General features: G+C 52.8%; 16 protein-coding genes and 1 pseudogene. 11 read left to right on the top strand and 6 right to left on the bottom strand.

From position 1 onward, the window contains the following. Positions 1-232 precede the first annotated feature (232 nt). Both ETR37_RS14060 and ETR37_RS14055 read left to right on the top strand, forming a co-directional pair. Positions 233-397, top strand: a complete 165-nt coding sequence (locus tag ETR37_RS14060; protein WP_237420273.1) for an NETI motif-containing protein — start codon at positions 233-235, stop codon at positions 395-397. 146 nt (positions 398-543) lie between these two features. Then, positions 544-750 (top strand): DUF6501 family protein, encoded by a 207-nt coding sequence (locus ETR37_RS14055; RefSeq protein ID WP_014195730.1) that lies wholly within the window; start codon positions 544-546, stop codon positions 748-750. Positions 751-806: 56 nt separating this feature from the next. Here the strand turns inward: ETR37_RS14055 and ETR37_RS14050 are convergent, their stop codons facing one another. From ETR37_RS14050 to ETR37_RS14030, 5 genes and pseudogenes are all read right to left on the bottom strand, one after another. After that, entirely contained in the window at positions 807-2099 is a 1293-nt protein-coding gene (locus tag ETR37_RS14050) for a sensor histidine kinase (RefSeq protein ID WP_129447431.1), read from the bottom strand. 148 nt (positions 2100-2247) lie between these two features. Beyond that, positions 2248-2384: pseudogene (locus ETR37_RS19835) on the bottom strand (MFS transporter); the annotation flags it as partial. Positions 2385-2505: 121 nt separating this feature from the next. After that, positions 2506-3654, bottom strand: a complete 1149-nt coding sequence (locus tag ETR37_RS14040) for a Ger(x)C family spore germination protein (protein ID WP_129447430.1) — start codon at positions 3652-3654, stop codon at positions 2506-2508. Continuing rightward, positions 3651-5186, bottom strand: coding sequence for a spore germination protein (locus ETR37_RS14035; RefSeq protein WP_129447429.1), 1536 nt, complete (start codon positions 5184-5186; stop codon positions 3651-3653). Before ETR37_RS14035 ends, ETR37_RS14040 begins: the two co-directional genes overlap by 4 nt. After that, positions 5183-6277, bottom strand: a complete 1095-nt coding sequence (locus ETR37_RS14030; RefSeq protein WP_205728147.1) for a GerAB/ArcD/ProY family transporter — start codon at positions 6275-6277, stop codon at positions 5183-5185. Before ETR37_RS14030 ends, ETR37_RS14035 begins: the two co-directional genes overlap by 4 nt. Before the next feature lie 169 nt (positions 6278-6446). On the opposite strand from ETR37_RS14030, the gene ETR37_RS14025 reads away from it, so the two are divergent. From ETR37_RS14025 to ETR37_RS14010, 4 genes are all read left to right on the top strand, one after another. Continuing rightward, positions 6447-6725, top strand: a complete 279-nt coding sequence (locus tag ETR37_RS14025) for a YetF domain-containing protein (protein WP_014195736.1) — start codon at positions 6447-6449, stop codon at positions 6723-6725. Positions 6726-6845: 120 nt separating this feature from the next. Beyond that, complete coding sequence (locus ETR37_RS14020) at positions 6846-7253, top strand: GntR family transcriptional regulator (protein WP_066233659.1); 408 nt, start codon at positions 6846-6848, stop codon at positions 7251-7253. Continuing rightward, positions 7219-8118 carry an ABC transporter ATP-binding protein gene (locus tag ETR37_RS14015; RefSeq protein WP_129447427.1) on the top strand — a complete coding sequence of 300 codons (900 nt, stop codon included), beginning with the start codon at positions 7219-7221 and terminating at the stop codon, positions 8116-8118. Before ETR37_RS14020 ends, ETR37_RS14015 begins: the two co-directional genes overlap by 35 nt. Further along, the gene (locus ETR37_RS14010; protein WP_164978006.1) at positions 8093-9799 is read left to right on the top strand and encodes an ABC transporter permease; all 1707 of its coding nucleotides are present in this window, start codon (positions 8093-8095) and stop codon (positions 9797-9799) included. Before ETR37_RS14015 ends, ETR37_RS14010 begins: the two co-directional genes overlap by 26 nt. 44 nt (positions 9800-9843) lie before the next feature. On the opposite strand, the gene ETR37_RS19195 is transcribed toward ETR37_RS14010, so the two are convergent. Continuing rightward, positions 9844-10071 carry a YczF family membrane protein gene (locus tag ETR37_RS19195; protein ID WP_041467851.1) on the bottom strand — a complete coding sequence of 76 codons (228 nt, stop codon included), beginning with the start codon at positions 10069-10071 and terminating at the stop codon, positions 9844-9846. A 129-nt stretch (positions 10072-10200) separates the two neighbouring features. Here ETR37_RS19195 and ETR37_RS14000 point away from each other — a divergent pair, with 129 nt between their 5' ends. The 5 genes from ETR37_RS14000 (at position 10201) to ETR37_RS13980 (ending at position 16298) form a co-directional block, all read left to right on the top strand. Beyond that, positions 10201-11820: a spore germination protein gene (locus ETR37_RS14000; RefSeq protein WP_129447426.1), complete on the top strand. Its 1620-nt coding sequence runs from the start codon at positions 10201-10203 to the stop codon at positions 11818-11820. After that, on the top strand, positions 11817-13025 hold the full coding sequence (locus tag ETR37_RS13995; RefSeq protein WP_011231120.1) for a Ger(x)C family spore germination protein: 1209 nt from the start codon (positions 11817-11819) through the stop codon (positions 13023-13025). The genes ETR37_RS14000 and ETR37_RS13995 overlap by 4 nt, the downstream gene beginning before the upstream one ends. Before the next feature lie 57 nt (positions 13026-13082). Beyond that, positions 13083-14186 (top strand): GerAB/ArcD/ProY family transporter, encoded by a 1104-nt coding sequence (locus tag ETR37_RS13990; RefSeq protein ID WP_066233680.1) that lies wholly within the window; start codon positions 13083-13085, stop codon positions 14184-14186. A gap of 228 nt (positions 14187-14414) precedes the next feature. Then, the gene (locus ETR37_RS13985) at positions 14415-15860 is read left to right on the top strand and encodes a SpoIIE family protein phosphatase (RefSeq protein ID WP_129447425.1); all 1446 of its coding nucleotides are present in this window, start codon (positions 14415-14417) and stop codon (positions 15858-15860) included. Between the two features lie 12 nt (positions 15861-15872). After that, positions 15873-16298 carry an ATP-binding protein gene (locus tag ETR37_RS13980; protein ID WP_129447424.1) on the top strand — a complete coding sequence of 142 codons (426 nt, stop codon included), beginning with the start codon at positions 15873-15875 and terminating at the stop codon, positions 16296-16298. Positions 16299-16387: the final 89 nt, after the last annotated feature.

Below are 16387 nucleotides of genomic sequence, written 5' to 3'. Positions count from 1 at the left end.
GCATCGCTACCGACCCTCTCGGTGTGTCTGTTGGCAGTACGTGGCTTCCACACACAACAGACGGATCGACGCTCGATGTTTTACGGTTACAACGTTTCCTGTAACCAACTCCATACATCGAGTAGCAGTTATTGGAGTGCCTTTATTAAACGGTTTTCTCCACGCCTTTATTATATCATACACAAAAGAAAAGGGGGACGCGCATTCCTCTCCCACTTACTCCCTTTGGTCGTTGAAGTGGGAGTCTCCTGCGCGAAATAGGATGAAACAGGAAGGCTACCGCCCCATCCGCCGCATCGAGCAGCCAATTTTCCGCGAAGTGGAAACGAACGGCGAAACGATGGTTGAGCCGTGCGGGCGCATCATCGAATTTGAGGGGGTGCGCGATGAGCCGTAGCAACAGGTCGTTAGCACGGTTGCCCGCCGCCGCCAACGATTTGAGGCGTCGGCCATAGCGGCAAATGGCGAATGGGACGTTGCAGCCGGTTGTCCGGGTCGCTACAATAAAGAAGGGGAAAAATATAAAGAGAAGGAGATGACGCCATGATTCATCACACATGGGCGACCCGGCCGACGATCAAAAAAGTAAAGTGCGTTCACACGAACGCGGAAAAGTACATGGTCAGCAATGTATTGACGCCGGGCAAGGTATATGAAGTAAAAAACGAAACCGACGAGTTTTATTTTGTCATTGACAACAGCGGAAAAGTCGGCGGGTTTTACAAAGATTATTTTGAGGAAGTCAAATGATCGCGCCAATCACCAAGAAAAAACGGATGTCCAAAACAGGGCATCCGTTTTTTCGTTCAGCCGACGGCGCTTTGTTCTGCCGTCGGCGGTCCCACCCGACTTGCCGGCAACGTGATCGTCAACGTCGTCCCTTTTTGTACGGCGCTTTCGATCGTCCACGTTCCTCCCATTTGTTCGATGATTTTGACGGCGACCATCGCACCAAGCCCAGTGCCTTTTTCTTTTGTGCTGAAGTATGGCTCGCCGAAGCGGCGCACTTGTTCTTTCGTCATGCCAACGCCGTTGTCGGAAATGGTGATGACGACTGATGCCCCCCGGTTCTCGGCCGCAACATGGAGCGTGCCGCCGTTTGGCATCGCCTCAATGCTGTTTTTCAACAAGTTGAGAAAACACTGTTGGAAATATTGTACGTTTCCGATGACGACACCATGTTCGAGGGAAGAGGATACATGGATCGAATGCATATGCGCCATTGGCGTAATCATTTGCAGCACTTTCTGAAGCTGGGTGGCGACATCAATCGGCTCAGTCTCTTTTGGCGCCGGTTTGGCAAACGTCAAATAGTCGCGGATGATGGCTTCCGCCCGCTCGAGTTCCTCTAAGGCGATGCGAATGTAGCGCTCTTCGGTTTCGCGCGGCAGCCGACCCGTTTGCATCAGCTGGATGAACCCTTTGACGACGGTGAGCGGGTTGCGGATTTCATGGGAAATGCTCGCTGCCATTTGGCTGACGATCTGCATTTTTTCCATCTTCATCAGCTCTGCCCGAGCGAGCTGTGCCTCATGAAGCGTCTCCATCAAATAGACAGCGAACATCATGACGAATGGCGGCATTATAATGAAATACGCGATATACGGCCTCGTTACCGGAAAATCAGCAATCATCACGGCGACAAATGTCGTGAGCACCGCGAGCAAAAACGTCAGCCAAAGCGACATAACGAGCTTGCTCGGCCGCGGCAGCTTGCGAAACAGCGGCGAGGCGGCCGCCGCTATGGCAAACATGATGGCGTAAACGATCAAGGTGAGCGGTTGAAATCCGTACAAAACGGTGCGCGCCAGCATCAAGACAACAAACAGCACCGCCCCGACCGCGCCGCCGCCATACAATGTCCCAAGCAAAAACGGAATTTGCCGGAAATCATGGACGCACAGCGGATCCATGTAAATCGGAAATTTCATGCACAAAACGGCCGCCAACGCCAAACAAATCCCAAGCAGCGCCCGGCCATAGAGCGGGCGCTGCCGGATCGCTCGACTATGGTCATAAATAAACGAAAAGGCAAAGATCGTGACTAAAATATAAAATAAGTTGTTCAGGACGTGCTGGTTCATGTATAAACCCGCCATACGAAAAATCTCCTAACTGAATAGACATCATCACCTTTCATTATAGCGGAAAGAGATTGAAAGAAAAATATGCATTGGCTATGTCCGGTCTTTCAGCAGCCAAACCGCCAAGGCGCCAAGGAGCGGCAGCGAGCGTAAACGAAGCCGCCGTCGAGCGCAAAATCGGAAAGAGCGCCGGGATGACCGCCTGCATCGCATCGTTCAAAAAGTGGCCGAGGCTGATGCGAACAAAATCGGGTAGACGGTCATGCTGACGGCGCTTGTTCGTTCCGTATGAACCCCCATCGTTCTCCCCCGTTCCAACCATAGATCTTAATATGGCTAAATTATACTTGATCCTTGCCACCAGAGAAAGCCCCATTTCCCAGCGTGAGCGCAGGCAAGAGGGCGCTTCATTTTTGTCTTTTCAATCGCCAGCGCGGTAATTCAGCTTTTCTTTTCCAGATGCACTGATGACGAGCTCGACGTTTACGAATAGCGTGTTGTTATGGAGTGGGATGAGGCCGTTGATCTGATGTTTTTTCCAGAGATCCGGACGCTGGCGATACAGTTGCTCCGCTAGATTCAATATATCGATCTGTTGCTCTTTCCCAAGTTTATATAAGCGGTGGATTTCTTGTTTCACCGTTTGTTCCGCCAGTTTGGTCAGTTGTTTTCGTGAGAGCGGTTCACGCAGTTCGATGATGGCGCCTTGCGCCTGCACTTGGACAGTAAACGCAGGCTCTCCACTCTTCACTTTGATCGACCATTTCGTTTTCGGGTCCCGGACGACAAGAGAGGCGACCGTTTTCCCTTTTTGTTTGACATAAATCGGGGTGCGGCGAATGTCGTGTTCGAGCCAGCGAAGTCCCTCTAGATCGGAACGGCGGACACATTGCTGCAGGCTGTAATGGTGGACAAAACACACGCCGGAAACAGCGAGCATCGGTTTCGGCTTTTTATTTTCGATCCAGCGCCGGCGGTCGAGCGTTAAATACGGAAGCCTTGCCGTATCGGCTTTTTCATCCATATCGACAATCAGCCGGCTGAGCCGGATCGGGCGGATGAACGAACTTTGTTGAAAGATTTCTTCCGGGTTGGACAACAGCGAATAATAGGAGGAAGCGTTTAACAGCGGCGTCGCTTCAAACAGCTCGGAAAGCGGCTCATCGGTGGCGTACACCCATGCTGTATGGCGAATTTCGTTGTAACGGTTCAGCACATCGATCACATCGGCCACGATGCCTTTTTGCAAGGCCCGTTTGGTAAAGACAATGCTTTTTACATGGCCCCATGACACCCTTTGTTGAATGGAAGGGTAGATTTTGTCGGTCGCGATATTAAACGTTTCGCCAGCGGCTTTGCCGACGGAAATCGTCGCTTTTTCTCTGCCGCCCCCCGCTTCGACTTTGGCAAGGGCGGTGAAATCGATCAATTGCACGTAGGCGATTACTTGGCCATCTTTGTAGTCGATCCCGATTGAATGAATGTAGACAATGTGATCGATGTTGCGTGTGTCCCAGCAACCGCCAAGCAGCATGATAGAGGCGATGATGGGAATGACTCGCTTCCTCATTTTCGTTCCCTCTCTTTTGCAACGAGATCATTTGGACGGACAATGCGGTCGCGCGTGCGGAACTGTTTCCATGTGCTCGGGATAAATACTTTCCCGATATCTTTTGAGGGCGGCGCCAGCGGCGTGAGATACGGAACGCCGCAGGTGCGCAAGTTGACCGCATAAGTCAAGATGAAAAACAGCGACAGAATGAAGCCAAACAGGCCAAGAACGGTGGAGGCCGTCAGGACAATAAAGCGCAGCAAGGTGACACTTCCGGCCATGTTTTGATTGACGAGCGTGAATGTCGAGATGACGGAAATGGCGGCAATGACGAGTGTGGCCGGGGCGGCGAGCCCGGCGTTGATCGCCGCCTGGCCGATGATTAAGCCGCCGACGACGGACAGCGTCTGCCCGATGGCGATTGGCAGCCGCATCCCGGCTTCCTTAAACACCTCAAACAAAATCATCATCACAAACATCTCCAGCGGCACCGGAAGCGGCACTCCTTGGCGCGACAAAATGAGCGTCGCCAGCAAGGTGAATGGAAGCTGGTCTGGATGGAACGAAGTCAAGGCGATCCAGGCGCCCGGCAAATAAATGGCGACCGAAGTGCCGACGAGCCGGAGCAGGCGCTGAAATACGACAAACAAGAAAAACGTGTTGTTGTCTTCCGACGTGTTCAGCAAAAAGGTTAAATTGCCCGGTCCGATCAAGGCGGTCGGCGCCCCGTCGACCAAGATGATAAAACGGCCGTTGAGGAGCGAATTGACGGCAAAATCGGGCCGCCCGGTATAACCGAACATCGGGAACAAAGAAAACCGGGTGTCGGACAACCACTCTTCAATTTGGTTGGTGCTTGTCACCGAGTCGATGTACAAACTGAGCAGACGGCTTCTCACTTCGTCGATGATTTCTGTATTGGCAATATCATCGACGTAGAGAAGCCCGACCTTTGTCTGACTGCGCGTGCCGATGACAAACGGTTCATAGACGAGCCGGTGCGAGCGCAGCCGCTTGCGGATGAGCGCCACGTTTTTGCTGATTTCTTCAATAAATCCATCTTTGGGTCCGCGGATCGATACTTCCGTGTTCGGCTCTTCCGGGTCGCGGTTTGGCGGGCTGGCGAGCGGCATCGTGTACAAGACATCGGCTTCATGGAAATAAATGAGCAAATCGCCGCTAAACAGCCTGAAGTTGAGATCATCGATCCGCACTTCTTTTCCCATATACTCAAGCGCCGCCGGTTTGCGAGCCTCGATGTCGGCAGCCGTAAAGCACGGATGCTGTTCGCACAGTTCACGGAACATCGGATAGACGGCCTTTTGCAGCATTTGCGCATTGCACAATTCCTCGCAATAGATAAACAACAAGTGCACGACAGCCGTCGAGCCGTCAGGCAAAGAGGATGGAATCGCGGCTTCCGTCATGATAACATCAGGACATTTGGCGTACATCGTGCGCAGCGCCTCTTCGGAGATGATGACGGTCTCGAGTCCTGTGTAATCGTCTTTCAACCGCTTGCCTTCGGCGGCGCGCGTCGGTCGTTTCATCCTGCCATCCCTCTTTTCTTTTTGCGATATGCCAACAAAGCGAAACCACTCAACACAACGGACAGCGCAAGACTAAACAGCAGCGATGCCGGCAGCACCCCATGTTTGACAACATGCAAAAACTGTTCATCGCTGATTGGTGCGAGCGCCGCCAATGTGATCGCCAAGTAAAGAACAATGAGCACCCAGCGCCGGGTTTGCGGGTGGCGGATCGGAAACAGCTCTACAATGAGCGCCGTCGACAAGGAGATGCGGATAAAGGCTCCTGATATCCATTGGTAGATCGACATAAAGTCGACATGTTCAATGTACGTCCCTAAGCTGACCATCCGCCATTGCTCAAACGCCGGATAGCGGAGGCGCGTCGCCTGCTCGGGGCCAAATTCGGTGATGGCGCCAATCGTCGGCCCGATGCTCAGCCCGGCGGTGAAGAAGGCAATCGCGGCAAGCGCCTTCCATGAAAACGGGCGAGGCAGGCGATGAGAAAGAAACAAAAGAACAATCACTTCCGCATATCCGGCCCCCGCGTACATCATGGCGCGCCATACAGGCTCCATGCCGTGCTCAAGCATTGGTTTGAGCAGTGAATAATCTTTATGCGGTGTGGTCGAGAGCATCACGAAAAAACCAAACACGATGACGAACGGGCAAATGATCATGGAAGTGTTGGCAATCGAGTCGATGCCTTGGTACGAGTTATAAAAACAAACGGCCACGATGACAAGAATCAGCGCCCATCTCGGCGTCGCCGTCAAATAAGAGGTGGTGGTGAACGTGACCGTATCGTTTAACGTGACAAAACTATGAAGAAGCAAAAAAGCGCTGCTGACACCGGCCACCGCATAAGCAGCCGCGCTCGAAAACCGGCTTTTCAGCCAGTCAAACAGCCGCTCCCCGTTCAGCTGCTTGGCGATGAAATAAAGAAGCGGCAGCCAAACGAGCAAACCTGCCAACGCTCCCAAGGCGGCGATCCACGCATCGCGGTGGGCGGCCTCAAGCATAAAGGGGATGATGATGACATGATTCATCAGCCCGACCGACAGCATGACCATGAATAATAGTTGCAGGACGCTAAGCGGCTGTCCGTTCATCATGGATCCCTTTCTTTCTATACGATCTCTAGAACGATAGTGTTTCCAGTCTAGGGTAATTTATCCGTCCAAACGGCAAACCAACAGCGAAACTTCTCAGGCGGCAGGGGGCACAATACAGGGAAGAAAGGGCGAACATCAACGGCATGCAAGGGGGGCGCAGCATGAAATGGCTTCATTTGACGATCGGCGTGAAGATTTCCGTCTGCCACCCCACCCGGTGTATGTCCCGGTGACGCTGATCCGGGATGGCCAGCTGTTGGCAGACGAATTAGCGGAGCTTGGGAAAACGGAGCAATGGCTGGCCGCCAAACTGCAAAAACAAGGAATTGCCTCGCCAAAAGACGTGTTGATCGCCGAGTGGCTCGAAGGAGATGGGCTGTTTGTTCAGACGTATCAGCCCGCCGAGCGGCAACGGTCAACGCGGCGGCCGACGGCGTCGGAATGAGAGGAAGAAAGAATCCAGGGATGGATTCTTTCTTTATTTTGGAAAAAACTATTGCCTTTCTTCTGTTTTGTGTGTACTATTAGATGTAGTACGGTTGTGACAATGAGAGGAGGAGGGGAGATGTTTGAGTTCGATTGGCGAAGCCGCCAACCGATTTACGAGCAGCTGATTGACAAAATGAAAGAAATGATCGTTCGCGAACTATGGCAGCCGCACGATCAGCTGCCGTCGGTCCGGATGATGGCAAAACAATTGATGGTCAACCCGAACACGATTCAAAAAGCGTATCGCGAACTTGAGCGCGATGGCTGGATTTATTCGATTCCAGGGAAAGGCAGTTTCGTTGCGCCGCGCTCGAAAGAACCAAACATCGAGGCGATCGCTGCGGTCCGTGAGCAGTTTGTCCGCCTTGTCAAGGAAGCACGGTTTTTAGGGGTGACAGACGAGCAGTTATGGCGATGGATCATAGAAGGGGAGAAAGAGGGGGAAAACGATGATTCAACTCGTGGACGTGACAAAAACGTTTGATCGATTTGCCGCTGTCAAGGGCGCGAACATGATGGTGCCAAAAGGATCGATTTACGGGCTGCTCGGCCCGAACGGCGCCGGGAAAACGACGCTGCTAAAGATGATGGCCGGCATTCTCCGCCAAGATCGCGGAACGATTACAGTGGACGGGGAGGATGTGTGGGAAAATGTCCGGGTGAAGCAACGCCTTTTGTTTTTGCCGGACTTTGTCTACTTTTTTCCGCACGCGACGATTCGGCAAATGGCGGATTTTTACGAGCAACTGTACCCGTCGTTCAGCCGCGGGCGGTTTACAGAATTGCGGTCCGCTTTTTCGCTTGATGTTGATCAAAAAATTCAGCAGTTTTCCAAAGGCATGCAGCGCCAAGCGGCGTTTTGGCTCGCCTTTTCCGTCCAGCCGGATGTGCTCATTATGGATGAGCCGCTTGATGGGCTCGATGCATTCGTCCGCCGTCATGTGAAGCAGCTGCTCATAGAAGAAGTGGCCGAACGGGAGATGACGGTCGTCATTTCGTCGCACAATTTGCGCGAGCTCGAAGATTTATGCGACATCGTCGGATTGATGGCGCAAGGGACCGTACGGATGGAGCGCGATTTAAACGAGCTGCGCGCCGGGATGCATAAAATTCAAGTCGCGTTTCGCGGCGGATTTCCGAGCGAGTTGGCCGAACGCCTTGACATCGTGCATCGCGAGGAGCGCGGCAGCATCGTTCTTCTTGTCGTCCGCGGCGAGAAACGATCCATCGAAGAGACGGTGAGTTCGTTTGCTCCGCTCATTCTTGACGTCTTGCCGTTGTCGTTGGAAGAAATTTTTGTGTATGAAATGGGGGATGTTGTCGATGTCCGCGAAACGGTTGTCGGCTAACCGCGCCATGTGGACGCAAAATGTTCGCCAAATCGGCTGGATTGCCATCATTCATCTGCTGTTATGGCTGGCGGCGATCGTATTGCCGATTGGGCTTTCGTACTCGCAATATGATCCAAAAGTCGGAAATGTGCCGCAATGGAAGAACGTATACTATATATCCAACGGGTTCGAGACGTTGATTGCTTGGCTTGTCCCGATCTTGGCGGCGGCCGGTGTGCTTCGCTACATGCACGAGAAACGGTCGGCTGATTTCATCCATAGCTTGCCAATCCGCCGCACCGAACTGCTTGTGGGGCAAGTGCTATTTGGCTGGATGCTTTTAATTGTGCCGCTTGCCGTGACCGCGTTGGCCGCCATTGGATGCCTGTATGGGCTCGATCTCCCGTGGCCGATTGGGGCGGCGGATGTAGGGCGCTGGTTCGGTGAGACGCTGGTGATGGAAACGGTTATTTTTGCTTTTAGCATCGTTATGGGGGTGCTTGTCGGCCAATCGGTGCTTCATATTGTGTTGACAAACACTTTTCTCGTTTTTCCGGCCGGCATCATGGTCCTTATGTTTAGCAACTTGTCGCTATTATTATACGGATTTCCGGATATGTACTATTTATCAAGCGAACTGGAACAGTGGGTGATGCCGATTCGTTATGCGATGCTGACGGATCAAGCGATGAGTGCGGGAGAAATCGGGATGTTGCTGCTGTTGTCGCTTCTATTTTTCAGTTTGTCCATTTGGCTGTACGAGCGGCGGCCGACGGAAGCGGCCGGGCAGGCGCTCGCCTTTTCAGTGCTTCGCCCGCTGTTTGTGTATGGAGTGGCATTTTGTTCTTGGCTTGTTGGCGGTTTCTATTTCGGAAACGTAGAAAGCAAGTGGAACTGGACGATATTCGGCTATATCAGCTTTTCCTTGATCGGGTATGCCATTGCCCAGATGGTGATTGCGAAAACGTGGCGCGTCTTTCACCGTTGGAAAGGATATATCGCGTTTGCGGGAGCGATGGGGGTCATCTGCCTGCTTGTTCATTTCGATCCCCTCGGTTATGAACAGCGCGTGCCGGCGCTGGCGGACATCAAACAAGTATATTTCGGCCAATCGGCCATGAATTTTGAACATCCTGAAATGATAGGCCGCTCATTTGAAGAGGTTGACCAGTTTTTGCGCAGCCAAGACAACATCAAAGCTGTAAGGGCGTTCCATGAGCAGCTTGTGCACGATCAGCCGTCGCCGCCTCGGTTTGCCAACATCCGGACAGTTGTGATCGGCTATGTGCTGAAAGACGGCACGCGCCTCCTCCGCCGCTACGTAGTGCCGATTGAACCGTACATGCCGTATTTTCAGCGCATCATGGGTTCAAAAGAATATAAGCAGCAATATTATTTGCTGCTTCGCCCAGGGGGCTATTCACCGATCCGTCAGGTGACGATCCGAAATGTGGAAACTGGGCGGGCAGAGGTTGTGCTTGCCGAGCCGAAGGAGATCGAGTCGTTTGTCCAGGCGCTCAAACAAGATTTATGGAATGAGCCGGTGGAGGACATCATCGGCGGGGGGCGCGCATGGCAGGGGAATATTGAATTGCTGCAAAGCGACGGCGATTCATTCAGCCTCCCACTCGATGAATACAACCTCCATGTGCGTCAATGGCTAGAAGAGCGGCACATGTGGGAGAAAATCGAAAAATGACAGGCAAACGGGCAGGGGAAGATTCCTGCCCGTTTCATTTTTTGTCAAGAAGCCGTTTTTTTCCGCCGCCAAAGCCATACGGTCAACAAATCGAGCACCCACAAAAGAAGGAACAGAAATAAGATGAACAGCTCAGGCGTCTCCATGACGCGAAACGGATTGATGACGTTATGGAGCGATTGGTATAACGTCAGTCCCATCAGCCTGTCCATTCCGACGGCGGTAGTGATCAGAAGCAAGAGAAAGGTGAGAGAGACAAAAATGATTTTCAACGCCAGACACCTGCCGCTTTTTGAGGTTAGTGTTTGCTAGCAAGAAGGAAACGATACGCTGTCGTATACGTTTTTGGCCGCTTGTCTATAATGGATGATAAAATGATGCGGAGCGAGGAGGAGAGGGGCATGCTGTTTCAATGGGGGATGAGCCGGCAGAAAAAGCGAATGGACGTCAAGCAAGAAGGACCGGACCATAGCGGCGAGGCGTCGGATGTCCCGCAAGAGCCGCTTTCTGCTGAACTGGCCGTCAATATTGACATCATTCGCCAAAAGACCGGAGAGAGCAACGATGTTGTCATTCGCCGTTTTGCGTTGGGCCAGGAATGGCAAATCAAGGCGGCTATCATTTTTGTCGACGGGCTTGTTGATGAGAAAAACGTGTACGAGTTTGTGCTGACGCCGCTGCTTCAAGCGTCGTTTCCGCTGGCGCTTGAGGAAAAAGAGCGGTTTCAATGGATCGAGAAAAAGCTCGCCGCGGTCGGCGGTGTGAAACATATTTCTGACTGGAGGAAGCTCTTTTTTGAGCTGTTTTCCGGAGCGACGGTCATGCTCATCGACGGGGTGCCGTTTGCCATCAGCGCGAGTACGAAAGGCGGGGAATATCGTTCGATCGAAGAGCCGCAAACGCAAATCGCCGTCCGCGGGCCGCGCGAGGGATTTACGGAGTCGTTGCGCACGAACACAGCGATGATCCGCCGTCGCATTAGAAATCCGAATCTTTGGCTGGAGACGATGCAAATCGGCACGGTGACGCAAACTGATGTCGCCATTATGTACATCAAAGGCATCGCCAATGACGAGATTGTCAAGGAAGTGAGGGCGCGCCTGCGCCGCATTGATACGGACAGCGTGCTTGAGTCCGGTTATATTGAACAATTAATCGAAGATCAAACGTTTACCACCTTTCCGACGACATATCATACGGAACGGCCGGATATTGTTGCTGCTAATTTATTGGAAGGGCGGGTGGCTGTTTTTGTCGAAGGAACTCCGTTCGTTCTCGTTGCGCCTGCGTTGTTCATTCAATTTTTTCAGGCGGTCGAAGACTATTACGCCCGTTTTGATATTTCGACTGCGTTGCGCTTTTTGCGCGTCCTGATTTTTTTTATTTCTCTTGTCGCTCCAGCCATTTATATTGCAGCGACAACGTTCCATCAAGAAATGATCCCGACCCAGCTCGTCATCGCCATCGCCGCTCAGCGCGAGGCGGTGCCGTTTCCGGGATTCGTCGAAGCGCTCGTCATGGAAGTGACGTTTGAAATTTTGCGCGAAGCCGGCGTCCGCCTGCCGCGCGCCGTCGGTCAAGCCGTGTCGATCGTGGGCGCTTTGGTCATCGGCCAGGCGGCGGTGGAAGCAGGATTTGTGTCGTCGGCGATGGTCATTGTCGTGTCGATTACTGCCATCGCCAGCTTTGCGACGCCGTCGTTTGCCATTGCCATCTCCGCGCGGCTCATCCGCTTTGGGTTGATGTTTTTGGCCGCCATGTTCGGTTTTTATGGCATTATGATGGGGATTTTGGTGATGACGATTCATTTGTGCAGCTTGCGTTCGTTCGGCGTGCCGTACATGTCGCCGCTTGCCCCGTTCATTCCGACTAACATGGGCGATACGCTGTTTCGTCTGCCTACATGGATGTTCCGCGAGCGGCCGCGTCTCATCAATCAGAAAAACATCGTCCGCCAGTCGGGCGATCAAAAACCAGAGCCGCCGGCGCCATCGCGTCAAGAAAAGGGGGGCGGATCATGAGGCGAGCCATCACTGTCATTGTTTCCCTTGCCATCTGCGCAGGGCTGTTGTCCGGCTGCTGGAGCCAAAAAGAACTGACTGATTTGGCGTTTATCGTTGCTATTGGCTTGGATAAAACGGAAGATGGAAAATACTTAGTTACATTTCAAGTGGTCAACCCAGGCAACGTCGCCGGCGCGACGCAGCGCGGCGGCGGAGCGGCGGGCGTGCCGGTGTCTATTTATACATCAACAGGGGATACGTTGGTTGAAGCGAGTCGAAAAGCATCGGAAAAACTGTCACGTCTCCCTTATTACGCCCATACGAATTTGATTGTTGTCGGTGAAGAAGTGGCACGTGAAGGGCTGAGTGGGGTGCTTGATGCCATGGAACGAGGCAACCAGCTCCGGCCGACAGCGCACTTGGTCATCGCCCGCACCTATTTGGCGAAAGACGTGTTGACGGTGTTGACGCCGATCGATAAAATTTCCGCCAACCAAATTATTAAAACTATTGAATTTTCCAGCAAAAATTGGGGAGAAACGGTTCATGTTGATATTTGGGGAGCGATTCATTGCTTGGCGACTGCAGGCCGCAATTTGGTGATCACTGGGGTGACAGTCGAAGGAGATCTGAAGCGCGGAAAACGGCAAGAAAACGTTCAGTCGTCCGTGCCGGATGCCCGCATTAAATTGGAAGGACTCGCATTATTTAAAAACGACCGTCTCGTTGATTGGGTGGATGGACCGTCATCAAGGGGTGTGCTTTGGTTGCTTGATTGTATTCGACAAACTAATCTGACCGTTTCATGGAAAGGAAAGAAAGAAGCAATCAATTACCAGGTTGTGCGAGCAAAAACGGATGTCAAGGCGAAGGTAAAAGACGGTCGGCCGGTGATTTCCGTTCATATTCAGGCCGAAGGGGACGTGATTGAAACTCGCGTACCCATTGATTTAAGTGATGCCAGCATGCTGTTCCAGCTAGAGAAAGAAATCAAGAAAAATTTAAAGCAAGAAGTGGAAGAAGCGATCGAAACAGCCCAACGCGACAAAACGGATGTTTTCGGATTTGGCGAGGCCGTTCATCGCACTGACCCACGCCTGTGGAAAAAAATTGAAAGTAAGTGGCATGATCGTTATTTTCCTGAGCTTGACGTCACCGTAACCGCTGATATGTATATTCGCCGCACAGGATTGCGCAATAAACCGTATACGCCGAGAGGATAAATCGTTGTGATAGGGGAGATGGGAAGCGCGCAAACAGATAAAGGCGGTGAAATTCAGTTGGAACGCATAAAAATCAATGCACGCCAAATGTTCGTTTTAATCGTATTGTTCGAACACGGCAGCGCCATCGTCATTCCGCTCGGCACGAGCGCCAAACAGGACGTGTGGATCGCCATTTTGCTTGGACTGGCGCTCGGGCTGCTTGTATTCTCTGTTTATGGGCGTTTGTTTCGCTATTATCCTGATCAGCCATTGATCGTCTATATGCAGCGCATTGTTGGGGCGCCTCTTGGCAAATTGTTAGGAATCGTATATGTGACGTATTTTCTTTACATTGCCGCTCGCGTGTTGCGCGACTTCGGCGAGTTGTTGTTGACGTTTGCCTACCCGGAAACGCCGTTGTTTGTCTTAAACGCCATTATGGCGCTGGTTGTCATGTACGGCGCCTATAAAGGATTGGAAGTGCTGGCGCGCACCGGCGAACTGTTTTTGACCCTGCTTTATGTGTTGGCGCTGTCGGGGTTTGTGCTCGTATTGGTTTCCGGGATCGTCGATCTGTCTCAGCTGCAGCCGGTGCTGGAGGAAGGGTGGAACCGAGTGTGGAAAACGGTGTTCACGGAAACGTTGTATGTGCCGTTTGGTGAGATGATCGTGTTTACGATGTTGTTTCCGTATACGAACAACCCCGCGAAAGTGAACCGGGCCGCCATCGCTGGCATGGTGTTCACCGGGGTGAACTTGGCGGTCATTGCCGCGATCAATATGGCTGTTCTCGGCCCGGATGCTGCGTCTCGCTCGGCGTTTCCGCTGCTTGATACGATCCGCCGCGTGCAAGTCGCCCATTTTTTCGAGCGGCTTGATGTTTTTTTCATGATCGCGCTCATTATCGGCGGCTTTTTTAAAATCTCGATCTTTTTTTATGCCGGGCTCGTCGGAGCGGCCCACCTGTTTGGCATATCAAGACACCAGCGGATCGTTTACCCGCTTGGATTGCTTGTGCTGCTTTTGTCTGTCGCCATCGCCAGCAACTACGCAGAGCACATTTACGAGGGGTTGAAGATCGTCACCTTTTACTTGCACATCCCGCTGCAAATCATCATTCCGGTGCTCTTGCTTGTGATTGCGGCGATTCGCCGGCGGTTTGGATCATCGGCAAAATAAGAAAAACGGACTAGAAGATTTCTGCGCCAGCGAGCAGGAAAATCAACAAAAGACCGCGAATACCAACAATAATCTGTTCCCAATGGGAACAATGGGCGAAATGTGGTGCTGAACATGCAACCCGAAGGCGGGGTGGAAACAACCCGGCGCCGATGCGCGTTTTTGTTTCGGGAAGCCGGTGTCAGCTGAAGGCTATTGATTTTGATTATAACGAAAAAGGGTTGAACGATGGTGAAGGCGAATGTACAGGCGATCGATCAGCTAGACGCGGAACAGTTGGGCAGCGGCATGGTGATTACCGACCGTCAACTTTCGATTGTTGCGGTCAGCGAACCGACGCCAAGATGGCTCGGATTTGCCAAAAACGAATTAGTCGGGCGGCCGGTCGGCGTTCTGTTTTCAGCCGAATGGTCGGCCGCGTTGTTGGACGGCATCGCCGAGGCGGTAAAAAAGGACGGATGTTGGCAAGGAGAAGCGCGCCATGTGGCGAAAAGCGGGAAAGCATACATGAGCTGGATGAACGTCTATCGGTTGTCAGGCAGCGAGGGAGAATGGCTCGTTTGGCATTTTGTTGAACAAACCGCTATGCCTCCGGCTGATCGACCGACGCCGTCTGAGTGGCTCGAAGTCATTTGCGATTCCGCCCCGTTTGCGGTTGTTCCGGTGGCGGCGGACGGAATTGTGCAAGATTGGGGGCTTAGTGCAGAGCGGCTGTTTGGACGCCGAAAAGAAGAGGCGGTCGGCCGCCCGGTATGGTCGCTCTTTCGTTGCGGCGGCCCAACATGGCTTCCATTTCCTCCCAAAGAGCAGCGATGCGGCAAAGGGATGGTTCAGCGTCCGGACGGCACGTCCGCCAATGTCGCCTATACGGTCATTCCCGTGCTTCAGGGGGACGGATATATCGTCCTTATCGAAGATGAGACGAAGCAAAAGCAAAAAGAGGCGGAGCGGCGGCGCCAAGTCGAGCTGGCCAAAAAAATTCAGCAAAATTTGCTGACGCCGCTCATTCAAAACGAGGCGGTGACGATGGATGCCGTCTATATTCCATCCGATGATTTGTCAGGCGATATTTACGCTTGCTATCAAATCGACCTGTACCGCTACGGGGTGATCGTCATCGACGTGATGGGCCACGGCATTTCGTCGGCCTTGGTGAGCATGCTGCTTCGCTCGCTTTTGCGCGGGTTGATCGTGCGCGTCATCGACCCGGTCTCGGTGGCGAGCGAACTGGAAAAGCATGTGCAAACGTTGTTTCCTGATGAGGCCAACGACATCCGTCACCTGTTTTCCATGATTTATTTAGTGATTGACACGAAAGAGCGAAAAATTGAATATACGAACGCCGGCCATCCGGCTGGGCTGCTCGTGTTTGACGATGGAAGCGTCCATGAGTTGGACAAAGGCGGTTTGGCGATCGGCAGCCCGTTTTCCTTGCCGTTTGAAAAAGGGGTGATTCATTACGACAAGCGGGCCCGCCTCCTTTTGTATACAGACGGCATTTTAGAGGAGATCGATCCGTCGATTTTGCAAAGCATTGAAAAAATTCGCTCATGCACGCAAATGTGCCGCCATTTGCCGGATAAACGCTTCCTTGAACGTTTAATCAGCCAAGGTCCGCCGCTCGTCAGCCCTTCCGACGACATTTGCTTATTGTCCATCACGGTTCATGGATAGGCGGGACGCTTTGTGGTGTGTGCATGGATCGTGCGCTGCCGGGCGGACGAGGAAGCGGTTTTGGTTTGCCATCTTCTTGCAGAGCAGGCTGCTTCGTTGTTTGCGGTCCGTGATGCGGAATTGTTTGTGTTGGCGGTGCATGAAGCGGTCGTCAATGCCGTTAAAGCTGTTCAACGGGCGGGGATGGAGGCGGGGACGATTTCGCTCTCCTTTTTCGTCACAAGCGCTGATGTGGCCGTGGCGGTTGAGGATGAGGGCGGCGGCGTTCCGGCGGACGTGATCGAGCAGCTCGATCACATGACGCTCTCTGATGTATTGCTCGCCGAATCCGGGCGAGGGCTCTTGCTCATCCGTGAAATTATGGATGACGTCACGTGGGTTGAGCGGAAGGGCGGCCGTCGGATGCTTGTCATGAAAATGAGTCGGAATGCAACATAACGGGCTTTGGTGCCATGATGCACCCATGTGATCGGAACGAATGCGGGTGGTGGCCGAGGGCAGGACATGGCTGGTCAACGATAGGGGGA

This window comes from Geobacillus sp. PK12, from assembly GCF_004123125.1.
In the GTDB taxonomy this organism is placed as follows: Bacteria; Bacillota; Bacilli; order Bacillales; family Anoxybacillaceae; genus Geobacillus; species Geobacillus zalihae.
This window is presented reverse-complemented; position numbering and strand designations above follow the sequence as displayed.

What these genes read in the sequence shown, in the direction of transcription:
- ETR37_RS14055 (WP_014195730.1), top strand. Translation starts at nt 544, where the DNA reads ATGATTCATCACACATGGGCGACCCGGCCGACGATCAAAAAAGTAAAG.
- ETR37_RS14050 (WP_129447431.1), bottom strand. Translation starts at nt 2,099, where the DNA reads ATGGCGGGTTTATACATGAACCAGCACGTCCTGAACAACTTATTTTAT.
- ETR37_RS14040 (WP_129447430.1), bottom strand. Translation starts at nt 3,654, where the DNA reads ATGAGGAAGCGAGTCATTCCCATCATCGCCTCTATCATGCTGCTTGGC.
- ETR37_RS14035 (WP_129447429.1), bottom strand. Translation starts at nt 5,186, where the DNA reads ATGAAACGACCGACGCGCGCCGCCGAAGGCAAGCGGTTGAAAGACGAT.
- ETR37_RS14030 (WP_205728147.1), bottom strand. Translation starts at nt 6,277, where the DNA reads ATGAACGGACAGCCGCTTAGCGTCCTGCAACTATTATTCATGGTCATG.
- ETR37_RS14025 (WP_014195736.1), top strand. Translation starts at nt 6,447, where the DNA reads ATGGCTTCATTTGACGATCGGCGTGAAGATTTCCGTCTGCCACCCCAC.
- ETR37_RS14020 (WP_066233659.1), top strand. Translation starts at nt 6,846, where the DNA reads ATGTTTGAGTTCGATTGGCGAAGCCGCCAACCGATTTACGAGCAGCTG.
- ETR37_RS14015 (WP_129447427.1), top strand. Translation starts at nt 7,219, where the DNA reads ATGATTCAACTCGTGGACGTGACAAAAACGTTTGATCGATTTGCCGCT.
- ETR37_RS14010 (WP_164978006.1), top strand. Translation starts at nt 8,093, where the DNA reads ATGTCCGCGAAACGGTTGTCGGCTAACCGCGCCATGTGGACGCAAAAT.
- ETR37_RS14000 (WP_129447426.1), top strand. Translation starts at nt 10,201, where the DNA reads ATGCTGTTTCAATGGGGGATGAGCCGGCAGAAAAAGCGAATGGACGTC.
- ETR37_RS13995 (WP_011231120.1), top strand. Translation starts at nt 11,817, where the DNA reads ATGAGGCGAGCCATCACTGTCATTGTTTCCCTTGCCATCTGCGCAGGG.
- ETR37_RS13985 (WP_129447425.1), top strand. Translation starts at nt 14,415, where the DNA reads ATGGTGAAGGCGAATGTACAGGCGATCGATCAGCTAGACGCGGAACAG.